The sequence below is a fragment of the Pseudomonas sp. AC016 genome, assembly GCF_979253365.1.
The window spans coordinates 3,268,860-3,284,287 of sequence record NZ_CEEDCC010000001.1; the positions used below are offsets into that span (position 1 = coordinate 3,268,860).

12 protein-coding genes are annotated in these 15,428 nt (G+C 60.9%); 2 read left to right on the plus strand and 10 right to left on the minus strand.

Annotated elements, in window-relative coordinates; genetic code table 11:
* The first annotated feature begins 19 nt into the window (after positions 1–19).
* Both AC0IXS_RS14885 and AC0IXS_RS14890 read left to right on the plus strand, forming a co-directional pair.
* Positions 20–1,084 carry a sensor histidine kinase gene (locus AC0IXS_RS14885; RefSeq protein ID WP_471824988.1) on the plus strand — a complete coding sequence of 355 codons (1,065 nt, stop codon included), beginning with the start codon at positions 20–22 and terminating at the stop codon, positions 1,082–1,084.
* The gene (locus AC0IXS_RS14890) at positions 1,084–1,722 is read left to right on the plus strand and encodes a response regulator transcription factor (RefSeq protein ID WP_057409831.1); all 639 of its coding nucleotides are present in this window, start codon (positions 1,084–1,086) and stop codon (positions 1,720–1,722) included. The genes AC0IXS_RS14885 and AC0IXS_RS14890 overlap by 1 nt, the downstream gene beginning before the upstream one ends.
* Before the next feature lie 199 nt (positions 1,723–1,921).
* On the opposite strand, the gene AC0IXS_RS14895 is transcribed toward AC0IXS_RS14890, so the two are convergent.
* The 10 genes from AC0IXS_RS14895 to AC0IXS_RS14940 form a co-directional block, all read right to left on the minus strand.
* Positions 1,922–3,805 (minus strand): acyltransferase family protein, encoded by a 1,884-nt coding sequence (locus tag AC0IXS_RS14895; RefSeq protein ID WP_122668841.1) that lies wholly within the window; start codon positions 3,803–3,805, stop codon positions 1,922–1,924.
* Between the two features lie 147 nt (positions 3,806–3,952).
* Positions 3,953–5,281, minus strand: a complete 1,329-nt coding sequence (locus AC0IXS_RS14900) for a glycoside hydrolase family protein (RefSeq protein WP_449122070.1) — start codon at positions 5,279–5,281, stop codon at positions 3,953–3,955.
* Positions 5,282–5,291: 10 nt separating this feature from the next.
* Positions 5,292–6,593: a hypothetical protein gene (locus AC0IXS_RS14905; protein WP_471824991.1), complete on the minus strand. Its 1,302-nt coding sequence runs from the start codon at positions 6,591–6,593 to the stop codon at positions 5,292–5,294.
* Positions 6,594–7,249: 656 nt separating this feature from the next.
* Positions 7,250–8,869 carry a glucan biosynthesis protein D gene (locus AC0IXS_RS14910; protein ID WP_122690509.1) on the minus strand — a complete coding sequence of 540 codons (1,620 nt, stop codon included), beginning with the start codon at positions 8,867–8,869 and terminating at the stop codon, positions 7,250–7,252.
* A gap of 410 nt (positions 8,870–9,279) precedes the next feature.
* Complete coding sequence (locus AC0IXS_RS14915; RefSeq protein WP_025995482.1) at positions 9,280–10,209, minus strand: phosphatidate cytidylyltransferase; 930 nt, start codon at positions 10,207–10,209, stop codon at positions 9,280–9,282.
* On the minus strand, positions 10,209–10,841 hold the full coding sequence (locus tag AC0IXS_RS14920; protein ID WP_439885016.1) for a lysophospholipid acyltransferase family protein: 633 nt from the start codon (positions 10,839–10,841) through the stop codon (positions 10,209–10,211). Before AC0IXS_RS14920 ends, AC0IXS_RS14915 begins: the two co-directional genes overlap by 1 nt.
* A gap of 8 nt (positions 10,842–10,849) precedes the next feature.
* On the minus strand, positions 10,850–11,305 hold the full coding sequence (locus AC0IXS_RS14925) for a hypothetical protein (RefSeq protein WP_057408810.1): 456 nt from the start codon (positions 11,303–11,305) through the stop codon (positions 10,850–10,852).
* Between the two features lie 95 nt (positions 11,306–11,400).
* A complete protein-coding gene (locus tag AC0IXS_RS14930; RefSeq protein WP_471824994.1) occupies positions 11,401–12,756 on the minus strand; it encodes a phosphatase PAP2/dual specificity phosphatase family protein in 1,356 nt (451 codons plus the stop codon).
* Complete coding sequence (locus AC0IXS_RS14935) at positions 12,753–14,510, minus strand: bifunctional alpha/beta hydrolase/class I SAM-dependent methyltransferase (RefSeq protein WP_471824996.1); 1,758 nt, start codon at positions 14,508–14,510, stop codon at positions 12,753–12,755. The genes AC0IXS_RS14930 and AC0IXS_RS14935 overlap by 4 nt, the downstream gene beginning before the upstream one ends.
* 33 nt (positions 14,511–14,543) lie before the next feature.
* Positions 14,544–15,161, minus strand: a complete 618-nt coding sequence (locus AC0IXS_RS14940; protein ID WP_004881711.1) for a CDP-alcohol phosphatidyltransferase family protein — start codon at positions 15,159–15,161, stop codon at positions 14,544–14,546.
* Between the last annotated feature and the right edge of the window lie 267 nt (positions 15,162–15,428).

Here is a 15,428-nt window from a genome sequence, read left to right on the forward strand (position 1 = left end):
AACGAGCGAGAGGTTGCAGATGCGCGAGCCTGAATCCTTTGGCAAGGCTGCGATGGCGATTCGGCTGGCCGCCTTGCTGGGGCTGGCCGTGGTGATCGCCATTGCCGACACCCTGACCGATCTGGAAATTGCCGTCGGTGTGTTCCAGATCGCTGTGGTGCTCATGGCGGTCCGGTTTCTGCCGGTTGCCGGTGTGATCGCCATCGCGCTGACCTGTATGGCGCTGACGGTGCTCAGCTACGAGTTGACGATATCGCGCGGCAGCGAGGCGGCGCTGATCAACTGCATCATCAGCCTGGCGGCGATTGCGATGGTGACCTATCTGGCGCTGCGCATGGCGGTGGCGATCCGCTCCGTTCACGAGGCGCGCTCACAGCTGGCGCAGATCGCCCGGGTCAACATGCTGGGTGAGCTGACTGCGTCCATCGCCCATGAAATCAATCAGCCGCTGTCGGCCATTGTCACCAGTGGCAACGCCTGCACGCGCTGGCTGGCCGCTGAGCCGGCCAATCTGGACCGGGCGCGGCAGGCGCTGGCGCGCATGATCGGCGATGCCAACCGGGCGGGCGATATCATCGTGCGGGTGCGGGCGCTCGCCAAGCGCTCGGCGGCGCACAAGGAATGGATCAACGTGGCCGATACCGTGGCCGAAATCGTATCGCTGGCCCACAGTGAAATCGACGAGCAGCAGGTCGTGCTCACGGTCGAGGTGTCGGAGGGGTTACCGCCGCTGCTGGCGGACAGGGTGCAGATCCAGCAGGTGCTGCTGAACCTGATGCTCAACGCGGTGGACGCGATGCGCAGGGTCGAGCCCGGTCAGGCCCGGCTGGCGGTGACGGTGGACGTGAACGCAGGCGGGGAGGTGAAGTTTTCGGTGCGTGACAATGGCATGGGCGTGGCGCCGGAAAACATTGATCGTATCTTCGATGCGTTCTACACGACCAAGGAGGAGGGCATGGGGGTTGGTCTGGCGATCAGCCGGTCGATTATCGAAGCACACGGCGGGCGCATCTGGGTAATGCCCGAGCTGTCAGTCGGTGCTACGTTTCACTTCACCCTGCCCACCGGAAAGATGGACACCTGATGAACACGACCGATCCCGCTGCGCAGGCTGAAGAGCCGATCATCTACGTGATCGACGACGACCTGTCGGTGCGCACTTCGCTGGAAGACTTGCTGGCCTCAGTCGGGCTGCGCAGTCTGCTGTTCGGCTCCACCCAGCAGTTCATGGACACGCCCCGGCCCGATGCGCCGGGTTGCCTGATTCTGGACATCCGCATGCCGGGCATGAGCGGTCTGGATTTTCAGGAGCAGATGGCGCGCTCGGGGATTTTTCTGCCGGTCATTTTCATCACCGGGCACGGCGACATTCCGATGTCGGTGCGGGCCATGAAAGCGGGCGCGGTGGAGTTTCTCACCAAGCCGTTTCGCGAGCAGGACCTGCTGGACGCCATTCAGCAAGGCCTGGCGCTGGACCGCGTGCGGCGCCAGAGCGCGGCGGTGCAAGCCGAGCTGCAGCGCAGGCATGCGAGCCTCAATACGGGCGAGCAGCAGGTCATGGCGCTGGTGGTCGCCGGTCTGCTGAACAAACAGATAGCCGCCCGACTGAACGTCAGCGAAATCACCGTCAAAGTCCGCCGCGGCTCGGTCATGCGCAAGATGGAGGCCGACTCACTGGCCGAGCTGGTGAGGTTTGCCGAGCGTTTGCAGACAGGTGATTGAGTGCGTGAAGCGGACGCAGAGCGTCCTGAGCGGCATTCCCACGCTGGAGCGTAGGAACGATCAGTGATCTCAGTCACGCTGATCGTACCCATGCTCCGCGTCACCTCACGGCCGGACGCAGAGCGTCCTGAGAGGCGTTACCACGCAGAGCGTATGAACGATCGGGGATCTCGGTGTGGAGCGGACGCAGCACACGGTGCTAATTCACCAATTCCGGCAGCACATAGTTCTTCACCACAAACAGCGAGCCTTCGGTACTCAGGTGCCCCGAATCGATCTGTAGCAGCGAGTCGGTATCTTCGAGCCGCACGAGGCAGGCATCGGCCACGCAGAGTCTGTCGATCAGGGAGACGAACTGGATATCCGCCGATGCCGCCAGTTGCCGGGTCGCCTGATCCACGGCCATGACGCTCTGGTCGAGGGCCGGGTCGCTGATGTGTGATTCATTCAGCCCCCAATGGCGGTTGGCGATGACGCTGGGCAGTGAAGGGCTCCACTGGGGCAGCGGACCGATCAGCACCACGTGTTTCACGCCATAACCCTTGAGCCGGATCGCGATGCCGTTCCAGTCGGTCTTGTCGTGTCCGTCCTTTTGCGCGATGACCACGATGTCGGGGTGCAGCGTTTCGATGCTGTGCAGGGCCAGTCTGTTGGAATAGTCACAGGCCCGGCTGGTCGGCGATGTGCGGCCTTGATGAACGCTCAGGCTGGGACGGCAACTGGCGGATGCGACCTGATAGAACGGCGTGTCTCTGGTCAGCAAGGTGCGCAGACCGAGCGACAACGCCTGCGCATGCGAGTCGCCCCACAGGAACACGCCGCCTTCGCCCTGTTTGCGCGTACACGACTCATCGATGCCCGACTGACCGCGCTGAGTGAACGCAGAAAACGCGTCGCACTTGAGCCAGTAAGGCTCGTACAGATTCTGCTGTCGATTGACGTAGTCTTGAATGAACGACGCTTTTTCGGACAGACTGATCTCGCGCATCGGCGAGACCACGCCCTGTGTCGCACTCACTGCCGCGCCGCCGCCGAAAACCATGGCAACCAGCGTACCGAGAGTGGCGAACCTCCAGCGGGCACCTTCGCGCCAACGGCCTGTGGGCCTTTCGATCAGGCCGTACGAAGCCACACTCAGCAGGAAAGCCATGCCCATGCCCAGCAGCACGTTATCGGCATCGCCCAGCCAGCCGGCGTAGTTCATCAGCACCACCACCGGCCAGTGCCAGAGGTACAGCGAGTACGACAGCTTGCCGGTCCATTGCGACAGCGCATTAGTGGTCAGAAACGAGTCCTGCCGGGCAGCGATGATCACTGCGAATGTTCCCAGCACAGGTAACAGCACCAGATAGCCCGGCCACAGGTCCTGCACCGACACCAGAAAGAAACTTGCCAGCATGAGCGCCAGCCCGACGCCTTCCAGCATGCGCTTCTGAGCGCTGCGCAGCTTGAAGGGAAACAGGCAGGCCACGCCGCCCAACAGCAGCTCCCAGGCCCGGGTTGGCAGCAAATAGAACGACGCCTCGGGCCAGCGTGCCGAAGCAAACACGCACAGCGCGAAGCCGATTACGCTGCCGCCCAGAATCCACCAGCGCAGATTCCTCAGCGCCACGAAGCGACTGAGCACCAGCAAGGTGATCGGGTACAGCAGATAGAACTGCCATTCGACCGACAGCGACCACGTGTGCAGCAGCCATTTCTCGTGGGCATTGGCAGTGAAGTAGCCTGCTTCGCGCCAGTAGACGAAGTTGGAGACGAACCCCAGGCTGCTCGCGACATGTGTTCCCAGAGCGCTGTAGTCCAGCGGCAGCAGGTAGAACCAGCCCAGCGACAGCAAGGCGATGCACACCACCGCCAGCGCCGGAATGATGCGCCGTGCCCGTGATCGATAGAATGCAGTCAGGCTGAAGGTGCCGGTGTGTAAGCCGCGCAGAATGATGCCGGTGATCAGGTAGCCCGAAATCACGAAAAACGCATCCACCCCGGCAAAGCCGCCCGGCAGCCAGGCGGGATGGAAGTGGAACAGCAGCACAGCGAGAACCGCGATGGCACGCAGGCCATTGATGTCTTTTCTGAAGTCCATGGGAGAGTGCCGGCCAGTGGATGATCGGGGTGATTGAGCTGCGGATTCCGCCGGGCGACAGCGCTACGTCGAAGACGTGCTGGGGCTTCCCGCAAAGTGGTGTTTCTTCAGTCGATCAGGTGTCGCCTGGTCGTCAGTCTTCGCGAACTATTCTTTGCGAACCATCTGCCCGCCATGACTCACCGGGCTCAACCGGATGATCTTGGGAAAGTTGATCAGGTTGATCGATGCCGAACACTGCCCGCTTTCACAGCGCCAGGACTGACGACTGTCCACTTCGCCGCGTTCGGCATAGGCGGTGTCGATCATGCGCACCGGGCCGCTCATGTTGGCCTGGCTGACTACCTGCACATCACGCGGCTTGCCGATGGCCCACGCCACCAGCACCCGCTCGTTGCCCTTGGTGAAGTGCAGCTGATAGAGGTTCGGCTCCAGCGAACTGGCCTGAGCGTCGTAAGTGAAGTCGCGAACCACCGGCGCGATGGCTTTCATCATGGTGTAGGCGGGTTTGGGCGAGAGGTCTTCGTTGAGCAGGCCGAAGTTATGTTCCTGGTCATAGCGATCCGGGCCGTCGTTGTAGAGGTCGAACCACCACATGCCTTTGACGTTGGGAATGGTGCGGGCCAGAAAGTAGATACGCGCCATGTACAGCGCCTGGGTTGTCTCGCTCTTGCCGCATGGCCCCTGATGGCTGGGCCAGCCCATTTCGGTCAGGTAGATCGGCACGTCTCGACCAGCCTTGGTGCGGATGTACTGCTCGTAGTCGGCCATCCAGCCCACCCAGGCTTCAGGTGTATTGCCATCGGTTGCCGAGCAGTGGACGTAGGGATGCACGGACAGACCGTCGACCAGGTCCAGCGCGCCGCTTTCGATCAACGGGTCGGCGAAGCCGAACCTCATGCCGTCGGGCGTCACCGAGCCTGCCAGAATCTTCGCTGGCGGGCCGGTGACGTTGCGTGTGTTCTTGCGAATCACGGGCACGGTTTTCTGCACCAGCGTCACGTAGTCCAGCGCCAATTGAGGGTCGTCGGAGGCCTCCAGGTCCCACTCGTTCCAGATCTCGTAGTAACTGATGCGGTTGCCCAACTGGCGGGTGACGTAATCGACGTAATTCAGAAACGCGCTCATCACCACCGGGTCTCGGGGCTTCTTGTTGTCGTGAAAGTAGGTGCTGTAACCCAGTATCGCCAAGCGGCTCATCTCCAGCTCGCGGGCGATGGTCAGGTAGTTGCGCCAGTTGTCGGTGATGCGTAACTCGTGAGGGTAGGGTGCCGCAGTTGACCAGAAAGCGTCGTCCTTGACCGAGTTGAAGCCGGCCTGAGCGGTCAGGTCCAGTGGTTGTTTGAGCTTGCGGTCGAAGTTCATCAAGTGCGTCGCGATGCCGACGATAAAGGGCGATTCGGCCTGAGCCACAGGCATGCCGCTCAGGCAGCCCAGCAGCAGGAGATACGCGGTGTGGCGTAAAGCGCGCTTCATGGCGGCCTCCTCAGCGCAGGTTCGGCAGGGCGGTCAGTTGCAGGTCGGCCGGTCTGGACGTCATGGCCTCCTGCTTTGCGGTGATGACATAACCGATGGCCAGACCTGCAAACAGATTGGCCACGGCGACTTCGAACATGTCCGTGGTCCAACTGATCAGGCACCAGCAGACACTGATCGACAGCAGCATGCGACCGACCCGGCTTTCATCCTCGATCAGCTTGAACAGCAGTGGGATCTGCAGGGTGTACAGCAAGCCGCCGACCACGCCGAGCATCGCCCACAGGTACAGGGCCGAGTTGTCCATACCGAGAAAGATTTCAGAGCCTTCCACCGGGAAGATGCCCATGGTGCTGCCGACCATGCCGAAGCCTGCGCCGGTCAGCACCCAGCCTTCGCGGATCAGGGCATTGATCACGTTGGGCCAAGTGTTGATCAGCCGGTCGTAGAGCGATGCCAGCGAGCTGCCGCTGCTGCTGACCGTGAGTGCGTCGAAGCTCATGACCATGCCAAGCGTTGGCAGCAATAGCCCGATGAACACCACCAGCACGCACAGAATCCGGCAGGTCCAGCTCATGCGCTGAATCATCAACAGGCCCATGGTCAGGGCGAACGCCCCGGCCGGCGCTTTACTGGTAGTCAGCACAATGGCGTAGAGCGCCACCGCACTGAGCAGCATCATCACCAGTCGCGAGCGCAGGAACATGAACAGGTACAGGGTGTAGAAAGCGATCAGGATCGACAGCACATTGGACACCCGCGCAAAGCCTGCGACGCGGTCCACATCGTCCGCGCTCCACGTAGTGTTGGCACTCAGCTCGGTTTCGCCGACGTTGTAGCTGTAGCCCTTCCATGGCACCGCGGTGAACTTGTCCAGCGCCACCCCCGCCAGCGAGGCAAGCAGGCAGAACCTGATGGCCCAGCACAGCAGTTTTTTGCGATGGATCAGGTGCTCGCTGCACACCAGCCCGAACACCAGCGGGCTCAGGGCAAACAGGCTGAAGGCCAGGTTGTGCGGACTGGCGCGGTGCAGCATGGCGATCAGCCCGGAGACCGCCCACACGATAACGAAGGTCCAGAACAGCCGTCCGGCTTTGAAGGTCCGCAGCTCCAGCGCGAACAACAGGATGCAGGCGACTTTGGGCAGGTAAAGCAGCGGACTGATACCCGCCTTGTCGAAATAGAAGCGCAGGGCCCCGGAAAAGGTCTCGACCAGAAGCAGGCTGATCGCGACCAGCACGACCACTGTGGATTTATCGAAGGAAATGATCGACGACGAATCGCCGGCGCTGTTCGCTGGATTCAGCTCCATGATGTCTGCCTTCTGAATGGCGTCAGGAAATTCGAACGGACAAAGCTACCGCCCGACGACCGCGACAGGCGGGTCGATGGAAGGAGAAGCCTTTGGGGATGATGAGAAGTCTGGAGCGAATGCTCGCAACGGCGTGACAAGACGTATATCAGTCGCAGTTCGGGAAACTGTCAATTAATTCGTCAGGATTGGCGGATTATCCGATGAGTGCCGCACCCCTGGGGGTAATACAGAGCATGGGCACGATCAGCGTACGTGAGGCCTCTGATCGTTCCACGCTCTGCGCTCATCGTTATACACAAATCCGCCTCAACACTGATCGTGCCAATCGCTCCGCGTGGGCATGCCTCCCGTGACGCTCCGCGTCACAAATGGCACAGCTTGCGGATTCAGTGAGCCGAGCGCATTACCTTTGTAACGACGAGCGCTGGAGCCTGGACGTGCAACCCACGACGCTCTGCGTCACATTCAAGATCGGACGCGGAGCGTCCTGAGAGGCGTTACCACGCTGGAGCGTAGGAACGATCATCACTTTCGGGCACCGCGTTCCTTCAGGTCGATTTGTGTATAACGACGAGCGCAGAGCGTGGTAACGCCGCTCAGGACGCTCCGCGTCCGGTTTGTGCTGTGACGCGGAGCATGGGCGTGATCACCGGTCAGGGGTATTTGCGACGATCAGGCGCTGGCGGGAAGTACTGGTACAGCCACGTCTCGCTCAGTGTGCGGTCGCCGGTGCGGATGAACATGCGCATTTCCACCGGGGCCACCGAGTCGCTGTCAGGTACCCAGTCGAAGGTGATCCGGTAACCCTTGATGTCCGGCAGTACGAGGATGTTGAAGTCCTGCACCTTGCCGTGGGTCACGGTCACGATCGGCTCGATACCCGTACCTTCCGGCAGACGGTCCAGACCGCCGCCGTGGAAGTCCACTGCGAAACGGCGGGCCCAGGTTTTCGGGTAATGCTCGCCCGGTGCCCAGCCTTCCAGAAAACCACCCATGCCCGAACGTGTCGCGTGAACCTGCGCCAGCGGCGTGCTCACAGGCGGCAGTGGGCTCCAGAACAGCTTGTAGCCATAGTTCATCGAGTCGCCAGCCTTGACCGGTGTCTTCGGTGTCCAGAACACCACGATGTTGTCCATCGTCTCGCCGGTGGTCGGCAGTTCCAGCAGGCTGACCTCGCCTTCGCCCCAAGGGGTGATCGGCTCGACCCACAGGCTTGGACGGCGGCTGTACCAGACCACCGTGTCCTGATAGCTGGAGAACTCGTGATCACTCTGCACCAGACCGAAACCTTTCGGGTCATTGTCAGAGAACGCGCTGAACTGCGGCTTGACCGGGTTGTTCAGCGGGCGGCAAATCCACTCGCCATTGCCACGCCACATCGACAGACGATCCGAGTCGTGAATCTGCGGGTGAATGGTGTCGCACATGCGGCGTTCGTGGGTGCCGCAACTGAACATGCTGGTCATCGGCGAAATGCCGAGCTGCTGGATGTCCACACGGGCGTTGATGTGCGCGTCGATCTCCATCACCACCTGCCCGGACTGACAGTCGATGTCGAAGCGATAGGCACCGGTCGCGCTCGGCGAGTCGAGCAGGGCGTAGACCACGAAGCGGGTGGCGTTCTTGTCCGGCGTTTCGAACCAGAACTTGGTGAAGTCCGGGAATTCTTCCTGACGTTTGGCATAGCTGTCGATGGCCAGACCGCGTGCAGACAGACCGTACTGCTTGTTGCTGTCCACCGCCCGGAAGTAGCTGGCGCCCAGGAACGAGACCACGTCATTGATGGCGATTTCAGGCGCCTTGAACAGCTTGAAGCCGGCAAAGCCCAGATCGCCTTTCACCAGGTTCTTGTCGATGCCGCTGCTTTCGTAGTTGAACAGGTCGTGGCGGAAATGCACTTCGCGCGCCTGCTTGTTCTGCGGATCGACGCTGTACATGCGAACGGGCGTCTTGAAGCCCGCGCCGACGTGGAAGAAATGCACGTCCAACTGGCCGTGAACGTCTTTCCACAAGGAGTGTTCCGGGTCGTAGCGAATGGCATTGAATTGCTGTGGCGTGAGGTTCGCCAACACCGGTGGCAACACCTGCTTGGTGCTCACATAACCTTTGCCAGCCAGCTTCTTCGCGTGAGCTTGCAACTCTGCAAAATCGAAGTGCTCGATTTCACCATCAGCGGCTGCCGCCAGTGCGCGTGCAGCAAAAAGCCCTGAAGCCGACACGCTGCTATAAGCGGCCAACGCCATGGAAGCTTTCAGGAGATTCCTGCGATTCATAAAGGTGAAGCCTCTAGGTAATTCTGTGCGTCCTGCACAAAAAATGGCGCGCCAACGACTCCTTGCCGAACGCAAACTACCCACAACAGATAACAAAGACGAGATCCGGTTCGGAAATTGGCCGAAAAAAAACGCCGCTCATGCTGAATAAAAACGGCGTCGCAAGCATAAATCGGGCGATTTTCAGGTCTGTGTCGGCTGACCGATCACGCTCATCGCCGCTTGGCGCAAGGCCTGCAAGCGATTTGGTCGCAAATAGCCACCCCGCCTGATCTTTTTTCAGAGCGCCGAGAGCGTAGTGGCTATGCAATATCCAGCAATCATTTTGCTGGCAGACTGACCCGCCAGACACGCGCCAAAAGCCAGATTGCGCGCTGATTGATCAGCCTGTTGGGGCCTGGCAAGTGTCCTCATGTCCACCAGTAACGCACCAGGTGGAAGAAGATCGGCGCAGCGAAACACACCGAATCCAGTCGGTCGAGCATGCCGCCGTGGCCTTCGATCATGTGGCCCCAGTCCTTCACGCCCCGGTCGCGTTTGATGGCTGACATTACGATGCCGCCTGCAAAACCCAGCAGGTTGATGAGCAGTGCGATCAGTGCCGATTGCCACGGGTTGAACGGCGTAATCCAGAACAGCGCGCCGCCGATCAGCGAAGCCAGAGCGATGCCGCCGACGAAGCCTTCGACCGTCTTGGAGGGCGACAGGTTGGGCGCGATCTTACGCTTGCCGAACAACTTGCCGCACACGTACTGCAGCACGTCCGAGATCTGCACCACGATCACCAGATAGGCGATCAGCAGCAGGTTGCGGCCTTCGTAACCGGCAATCTCAAGGGTCAGCAACGCTGGCACGTAGGACACGCAGAACACCGCGATCATCAGGCCCCACTGGACCTTCGAGGCGCGTTCCAGGAAGTGTTTGCTGTCACCGCCCAGTGACGCGAGGATCGGCAGCAGCAGGAACACGTAGACCGGAATGAAGATCGAGAACAGCCCGTACCAGTTCATGGCGATCAGCACGTATTGCAACGGCAGCGCCAGATAGAACGCGGCCACCAGTGCAGGGTAATCGCTGCGTCGGGTCGGTGTCAGGGTCAGGAATTCGCGCAAGGCGTAGAACGACACCGCATAGAACAACAGAATGACGGCACCCTGGCCCAGCCAGAAGGCGATGCCGATCACCAGCACCATCACCCACCACGCGTTGATGCGCGCGTTCAGGTTGTCGATGACCGAGTTCGGGCCGCCCGCCCGACGCTTGAGAACGTAGCCGATCAGCGAGGCCAGCAGCAGAACAGCGCCGATGCCCATGAACAGCAGTTGAGTCTGGTTATCCATTACAGCGGCTCCGGTGCCAGGGCCAGCAGTGCATCACGACTGCGGGCGAGGAATTGCTCTTTGCTTTCTTCACTGTCCAGCCGCAGCGGCGCGCCGAAGCTGGTTGTGCATAACAACGGCAGCGGCAGCATTCGGCCTTTGGGCATGACCCGGTTCAGGTTGGATATCCACACGGGGACGAGATCCACCTGGGGATAACTTTTCGCCAGGTGATACAGCCCGCTCTTGAATGGCAGCAGGCCTTCCTCCGGGTTGCGTGTGCCTTCCGGAAACAGGATCAGTGAGTCACCGCTTTCCAGCGCCTCAAGCATGGGTTGCAGCGGATTGCTGGCCGGCGTGTCTACTGCGGTACTGCGCTTACGGTCCACCAGTACGCCATTGAACACGCGGTTGATGATGTAGCGGCGCAACGGACTGGACTGCCAGTAATCGGCACCGGCAACAGGCCGGGCGGTTTTGCGCAAGGCGGGCGGCAGTGACGCCCAGAGCAGTACGAAGTCGCCGTGGCTGCTGTGGTTGGCAAAGTAGATCCGCTGCCGGGGTTCAGGCGTACAGCCCAGCCACAGGCTGCGAGCACCCGTAATGCTGCGCGCACCCGCAGTGATGATCGTGGCGACCAGAGGTTCGAACATGACAATTCCTATTGAGCGAAGGACAGCCAGGGAAAAATGAAAATGATGCCCAGCAGCCAGAGCAGCTGCAGCACGATGTAGCGGACCTGCAGGCGCAACTGCCGAAGCGCACCCTGAGTGCGCAGCGCCCAGTTGCGGCCGCCTTTCTCTGCGGGCTGAAGCTTGAGGTCGGCCAGGACCTGATCGAGTTCCTGAGTGCGATCGCTCAACTGGCTGGGACGGTCAGCCATGTGCTGGAACAGATCGGCGTCGAACGCGACCCTGAACGCCTGGGATTTAGCCAGCGCCCCGGTCAGGACCATGCAGGCCACAAACACCATCATCAGAATATTCACAGAACCTATCCACAGCTGCGCCAGGCCAAACAGCAAACTCAGCAGCAAAAGCCCTGTGGATAAATAGTCCAGCGACTTGCCGCGCCGAAGCAGCGCGGCAACCACGTGCAACTGCATTTCCAATGACATGAATGAGCACTCCTGTGATTGAGCGGGTTCTTACGGTCTGCGCAAAGCCATTGTGGGAGGCGGTTTGCCGGCGTTGAGCCTCCCACCATCCTGTGTCATCTCATGGCCCGCGGTGTCTCGGTTATAGGCGCTTTGACTGAATATCCTGTGAAGGCATTCAAGATATCCACATGCCCGCTACGCAGGACGACACCCGGCCTCGCCTGGCGAATCAACTCGATTGCGTTATCCACAGAGCGCGCTCTTCCGGTGAGCAACAACCACGCGGCCACCGACATTGCGCTGCGCGAATAGCCTAGCGCGCAGCACACCAGCAACGAGCCGTTTGAGCGCAAACGCTCGATGGCTTCAGCGGCAAGTTGGCATTGCTCGACGGTCAGCGGTACCAGATCCAGTGCAGCGACCTGTTGATAACTTTGCGTACTCAATTTCAGCGGTAACTCAGCACACATATCCACAACCGCTTTGAACGGTTGCAACTGTGCTTGATTCGGTATGCGGCCCAGCCAGATGTTGTCCACAACCTGATCGGGATCAGGCCTCTGCCTTGTCCACACCCTTGAATTTATCCACGCGCCGATCAGATAGGGCGCCAACAGCCAACACGCAGCTGGGGATAACTTCCCGTTGGAACGTTTTTGAAAACCAGCGGCCCCGAACAAAAGGTAATTCAGCGCGACCATCAGCAGGGACAGCACAGGCCACGCCAGCCACATCCAGCTTCCGCCCAAGGTAAACACGGGTATCGCCAGCAGCAGTGCGCCGATGCCGTAATACAGCGCTAGCTTGAGACGTTGCGGCTGACGTGTCAGACGTGCGGCCAGCAGCGGGCTGCGACCTTCATCCGGCCAGAGCCATATGCAGAGCCAACCGGCCAGTGCGCCTGTGGGTAAGTCGATGAAGTGATGCTGATACGTGGTCAGCACAGACACGCCAATCAGCGCGAACCAGCTGTGCAGCAACCAGCGCCACGCCACGTGAAAGTGCCGCGCATAGCGGTCGTAGCAGACCCACAGCACCACCAGCAGTGCGATATGCAACGAGGGCGCCTGATTGAACGGCTTGTCGAACCCGGCCAGCACTGCGAACAGCCAGCCGAACAGGCCATCCAGTTCCGGGCGTTCAAAGGTGAAGCGCAGCGGCCAGAGCAGAAAGCAGGTGACTGCGATCAGTTGCGCGCTGAACAGGCGCAGCGCGTGGGTATCCAGCTCACGGCGCGTCAGGCAGGCGAGCAGCGAGAATCCGTAAAGCAGGTCGATGGACCAATAGGGCACGATGGTCCAGGCCCAGAACGGCATATGGCTTTCCCAGCCGAACGCCATGCTGCCGACGTCACTGCGCTGAGCCGTATACCACGTGGCAAAGCCGTAGCTGGCGAAGAAGAACGGCGCCAGCACCAGCAGCCAGACCACCGCTCTTTTCCACAGGCCCGGCTCGCGAAACGCGTTCACTGGATGCGCTGCGCGAGGGACACCGTGAAAATCCCCCATTCATCCACACGCTGGGTGATTTTGCGAAAGCCTGCGGCTTCGACCAGTTGATCCATCTCCGACTGGCTGCGACGGCGCATGACCCAGGCCTGCCCCTGACGGTGGCTGGTCAGGGCGCGGGCGATCAATTCCAACTGCGGGTGCCATGGCTGACCGGTGTACACCAGATAACCGCCAGGCTCGACAGCGGCTGCCAGCCCGGCCAGCGAATCGCCGACCATCTGATTGCTGGCGAACAGCTCATACAAACCCGAGACCACGGCCAGCGTGGGTTTGGGGTCCAGCGCTGCCAGGTCGGCGCGGTCGAAGGCATCGCCCTTGACGAAGCGTGCGACGTCTTCGAGGTCTTTCTGCTCAATCAGCAGGCTGCCGTCGCGCACGTTGATGTCGCTGTAGTCACGCAGCAGGATCGACTCCGGTAGCGGTTCCACGCCGTGCAGCGATTCCAGAATGTAACGGCCATGCCCGGCAGCGATATCGACGATACGCACCGGCTTGCCCTGATTGCGCAGGTGCGCCATGGCCAGACGCAGCAGTTCTTCGGCGTGCAGCTTGCGCTGACGGATACCGCGCCAGCCGATGGACTCAAGATAGTTCTTGTCGATCATCCGGCCCAGCGCGCCGGTGCCGGTGGGTTTGTTGCGGTAGACGTAATCCAGCGTGCTGCCGGAATCGAAGCCAGTGTCGAAGCCCAGCTTCACGCCTGTGGATAACTTGCTGCCCAGGCGCATGCTGGCGCGCGTCATGCGCCAGTACAGATCGCGCAATGAGTTGTGCGGCAACGGCGCGGCCAGTTCTTCGGACTCGGCGCAGGTGACTCCCAGCTTGTCGGCATCGAGCAGGGAAGGGCGCGCCACCGGGGTCTCGAAGTTCTGCAGCACGAAGCGTCGCGCACGGCTGATCGCCAGATGACGATCCCGCTCGCCCAGCGTGTCGTGGAAGAACCCCGGCAGAATGTGTTTTTCCTTGCGCACGCTGCCCAACCGTTCGAAGAACTGTTCCTGCGGACCGCGATGCACGACGAAGTCGGAACCCGAGATCAGCAACTGAGTCGGGATCTGAATGGCCTGCGCGTCGGCAACCACCCGGTCGGCGGCTTCGTACAGCCCCAGCAGCACATTCACCGAGATCGCCTTGGTGATCAACGGGTCGCTGTCATAGGACGCGATGCGCTGGGGGTCGTGGCTCAGGAAGCGCGCCTTGACGTAGCTGTTGACGAAGAAGTTGCCCTTGAATTTGCGCAGCAGTGCCAGCCCCGAACGAGCGAAAGGCACGTACAGCTTGACCTTGAAGGCCGGCGAGGCGAGGACCAGCGAGCGGATCTTCGGTGCGTAGTCATGCGCCCAGGTGGCCGCGATCACTGCGCCGACGCTCTGGGCAATCACCGCCATGTTCTCTTCCGGTATCTCGAACGTCACGCTCAGGTGGTCGACGAAGGTCTGCACGTCCCGAACACTGGTCGCAAAGCTTGGGCTGTCGCCGCGAGCGCCGGGCGACTGACCATGGCCGCGTGCGTCCCAAGCGAAGAAATCGAAACCCGGCAGGTCCAGTTCATCGACCAGATGCGCAATGCGGCCCGAGTGCTCGTGGCCCCGGTGAAACAATACGATGGCCTGTCGAGGCGCATCGGAAACCTGCGTGACGGCAGGCCAATGGCGGTAGAACAGCTCTACGCCGTCATGAGTCGTGAAGCGCCGATCATTCATCTCACGCATTGCAACTTCCTTACGCCGGAGGCTTTTGGCTGCTTATTCTTGAGGCGAGGTCTGTTCTTCCAGGCCGCGCCGGACGCGGTTGTACAGCGTGTACACCAACAGTGCGCAGACGAGGGCGAGCACTATATTTATCCACAGGGCCGCGAGCCAGCCAACGGCCACGCCAGCACCCAGCACGCCGAACACCAGCGCGCGGTCGCTTTTGCCCATTGGGCCGTCGTAGCGTCGGGAGGCGCCAACCATCGGGCCGAGCACACCTGCGTATTCAGTGAAAATTGCCAGCAGAGTCACCGCCAGTACCAGCCCGAGGCTGACATCGGGAATCAATGCGAAGGGCAGGAACAGGGCGCTGTCGGCGATGACGTCGGTCAGCTCGTTGAGATAAGCCCCGAGCCGGGACTTCTGGCCGAATTCGCGGGCGAGCATGCCGTCAATGGCGTTGAGCGCCATGCGCAGGATCATCCACAACGGGATCAGCGCGAACAGTGCGTAATGCGGCACCGACAGCGCGACGATGGCACCGACCAGCAAGGACACGGCACAGGCGGCGAGGGTGACCTGATTGGCCGTCACGCCCTTGTCGTAAAGGCGCTGCACGGCGGGCCGCAGCAGGTTCTGAAAGCGCGGTTTGAGCTGGTAGATAGAAATCAACGAAGAGCATCCGTGTCTGTGGATAACTACACGACCTTGCGGCAACAAACGAAGCGGCACAGGCCAGGCCGCTAGTGAAACATAATGTGACCCGTACCATGCAGTACTGTTTGTGCGATATGTCTCAGGGACGAGAATTTCGTACCGCTCTATACCGACCTGAACGGGCATTGAACCTGACGAAAATTTCACGGCGAGTGTTACATCGTAACGCTATGATGCGGCAGCATTCAGACCGCCGATGCGGGCCTCCAGCGGGCCAAGGGC

Coding starts and splice junctions, on each gene's coding strand:
- AC0IXS_RS14890 (WP_057409831.1), top strand. CDS start 1,084: ATGAACACGACCGATCCCGCTGCGCAGGCTGAAGAGCCGATCATCTAC.
- AC0IXS_RS14905 (WP_471824991.1), bottom strand. CDS start 6,593: ATGGAGCTGAATCCAGCGAACAGCGCCGGCGATTCGTCGTCGATCATT.
- AC0IXS_RS14920 (WP_439885016.1), bottom strand. CDS start 10,841: ATGTTCGAACCTCTGGTCGCCACGATCATCACTGCGGGTGCGCGCAGC.
- AC0IXS_RS14900 (WP_449122070.1), bottom strand. CDS start 5,281: ATGAAGCGCGCTTTACGCCACACCGCGTATCTCCTGCTGCTGGGCTGC.
- AC0IXS_RS14885 (WP_471824988.1), top strand. CDS start 20: ATGCGCGAGCCTGAATCCTTTGGCAAGGCTGCGATGGCGATTCGGCTG.
- AC0IXS_RS14910 (WP_122690509.1), bottom strand. CDS start 8,869: ATGAATCGCAGGAATCTCCTGAAAGCTTCCATGGCGTTGGCCGCTTAT.
- AC0IXS_RS14925 (WP_057408810.1), bottom strand. CDS start 11,305: ATGTCATTGGAAATGCAGTTGCACGTGGTTGCCGCGCTGCTTCGGCGC.
- AC0IXS_RS14895 (WP_122668841.1), bottom strand. CDS start 3,805: ATGGACTTCAGAAAAGACATCAATGGCCTGCGTGCCATCGCGGTTCTC.
- AC0IXS_RS14915 (WP_025995482.1), bottom strand. CDS start 10,209: ATGGATAACCAGACTCAACTGCTGTTCATGGGCATCGGCGCTGTTCTG.
- AC0IXS_RS14935 (WP_471824996.1), bottom strand. CDS start 14,510: ATGCGTGAGATGAATGATCGGCGCTTCACGACTCATGACGGCGTAGAG.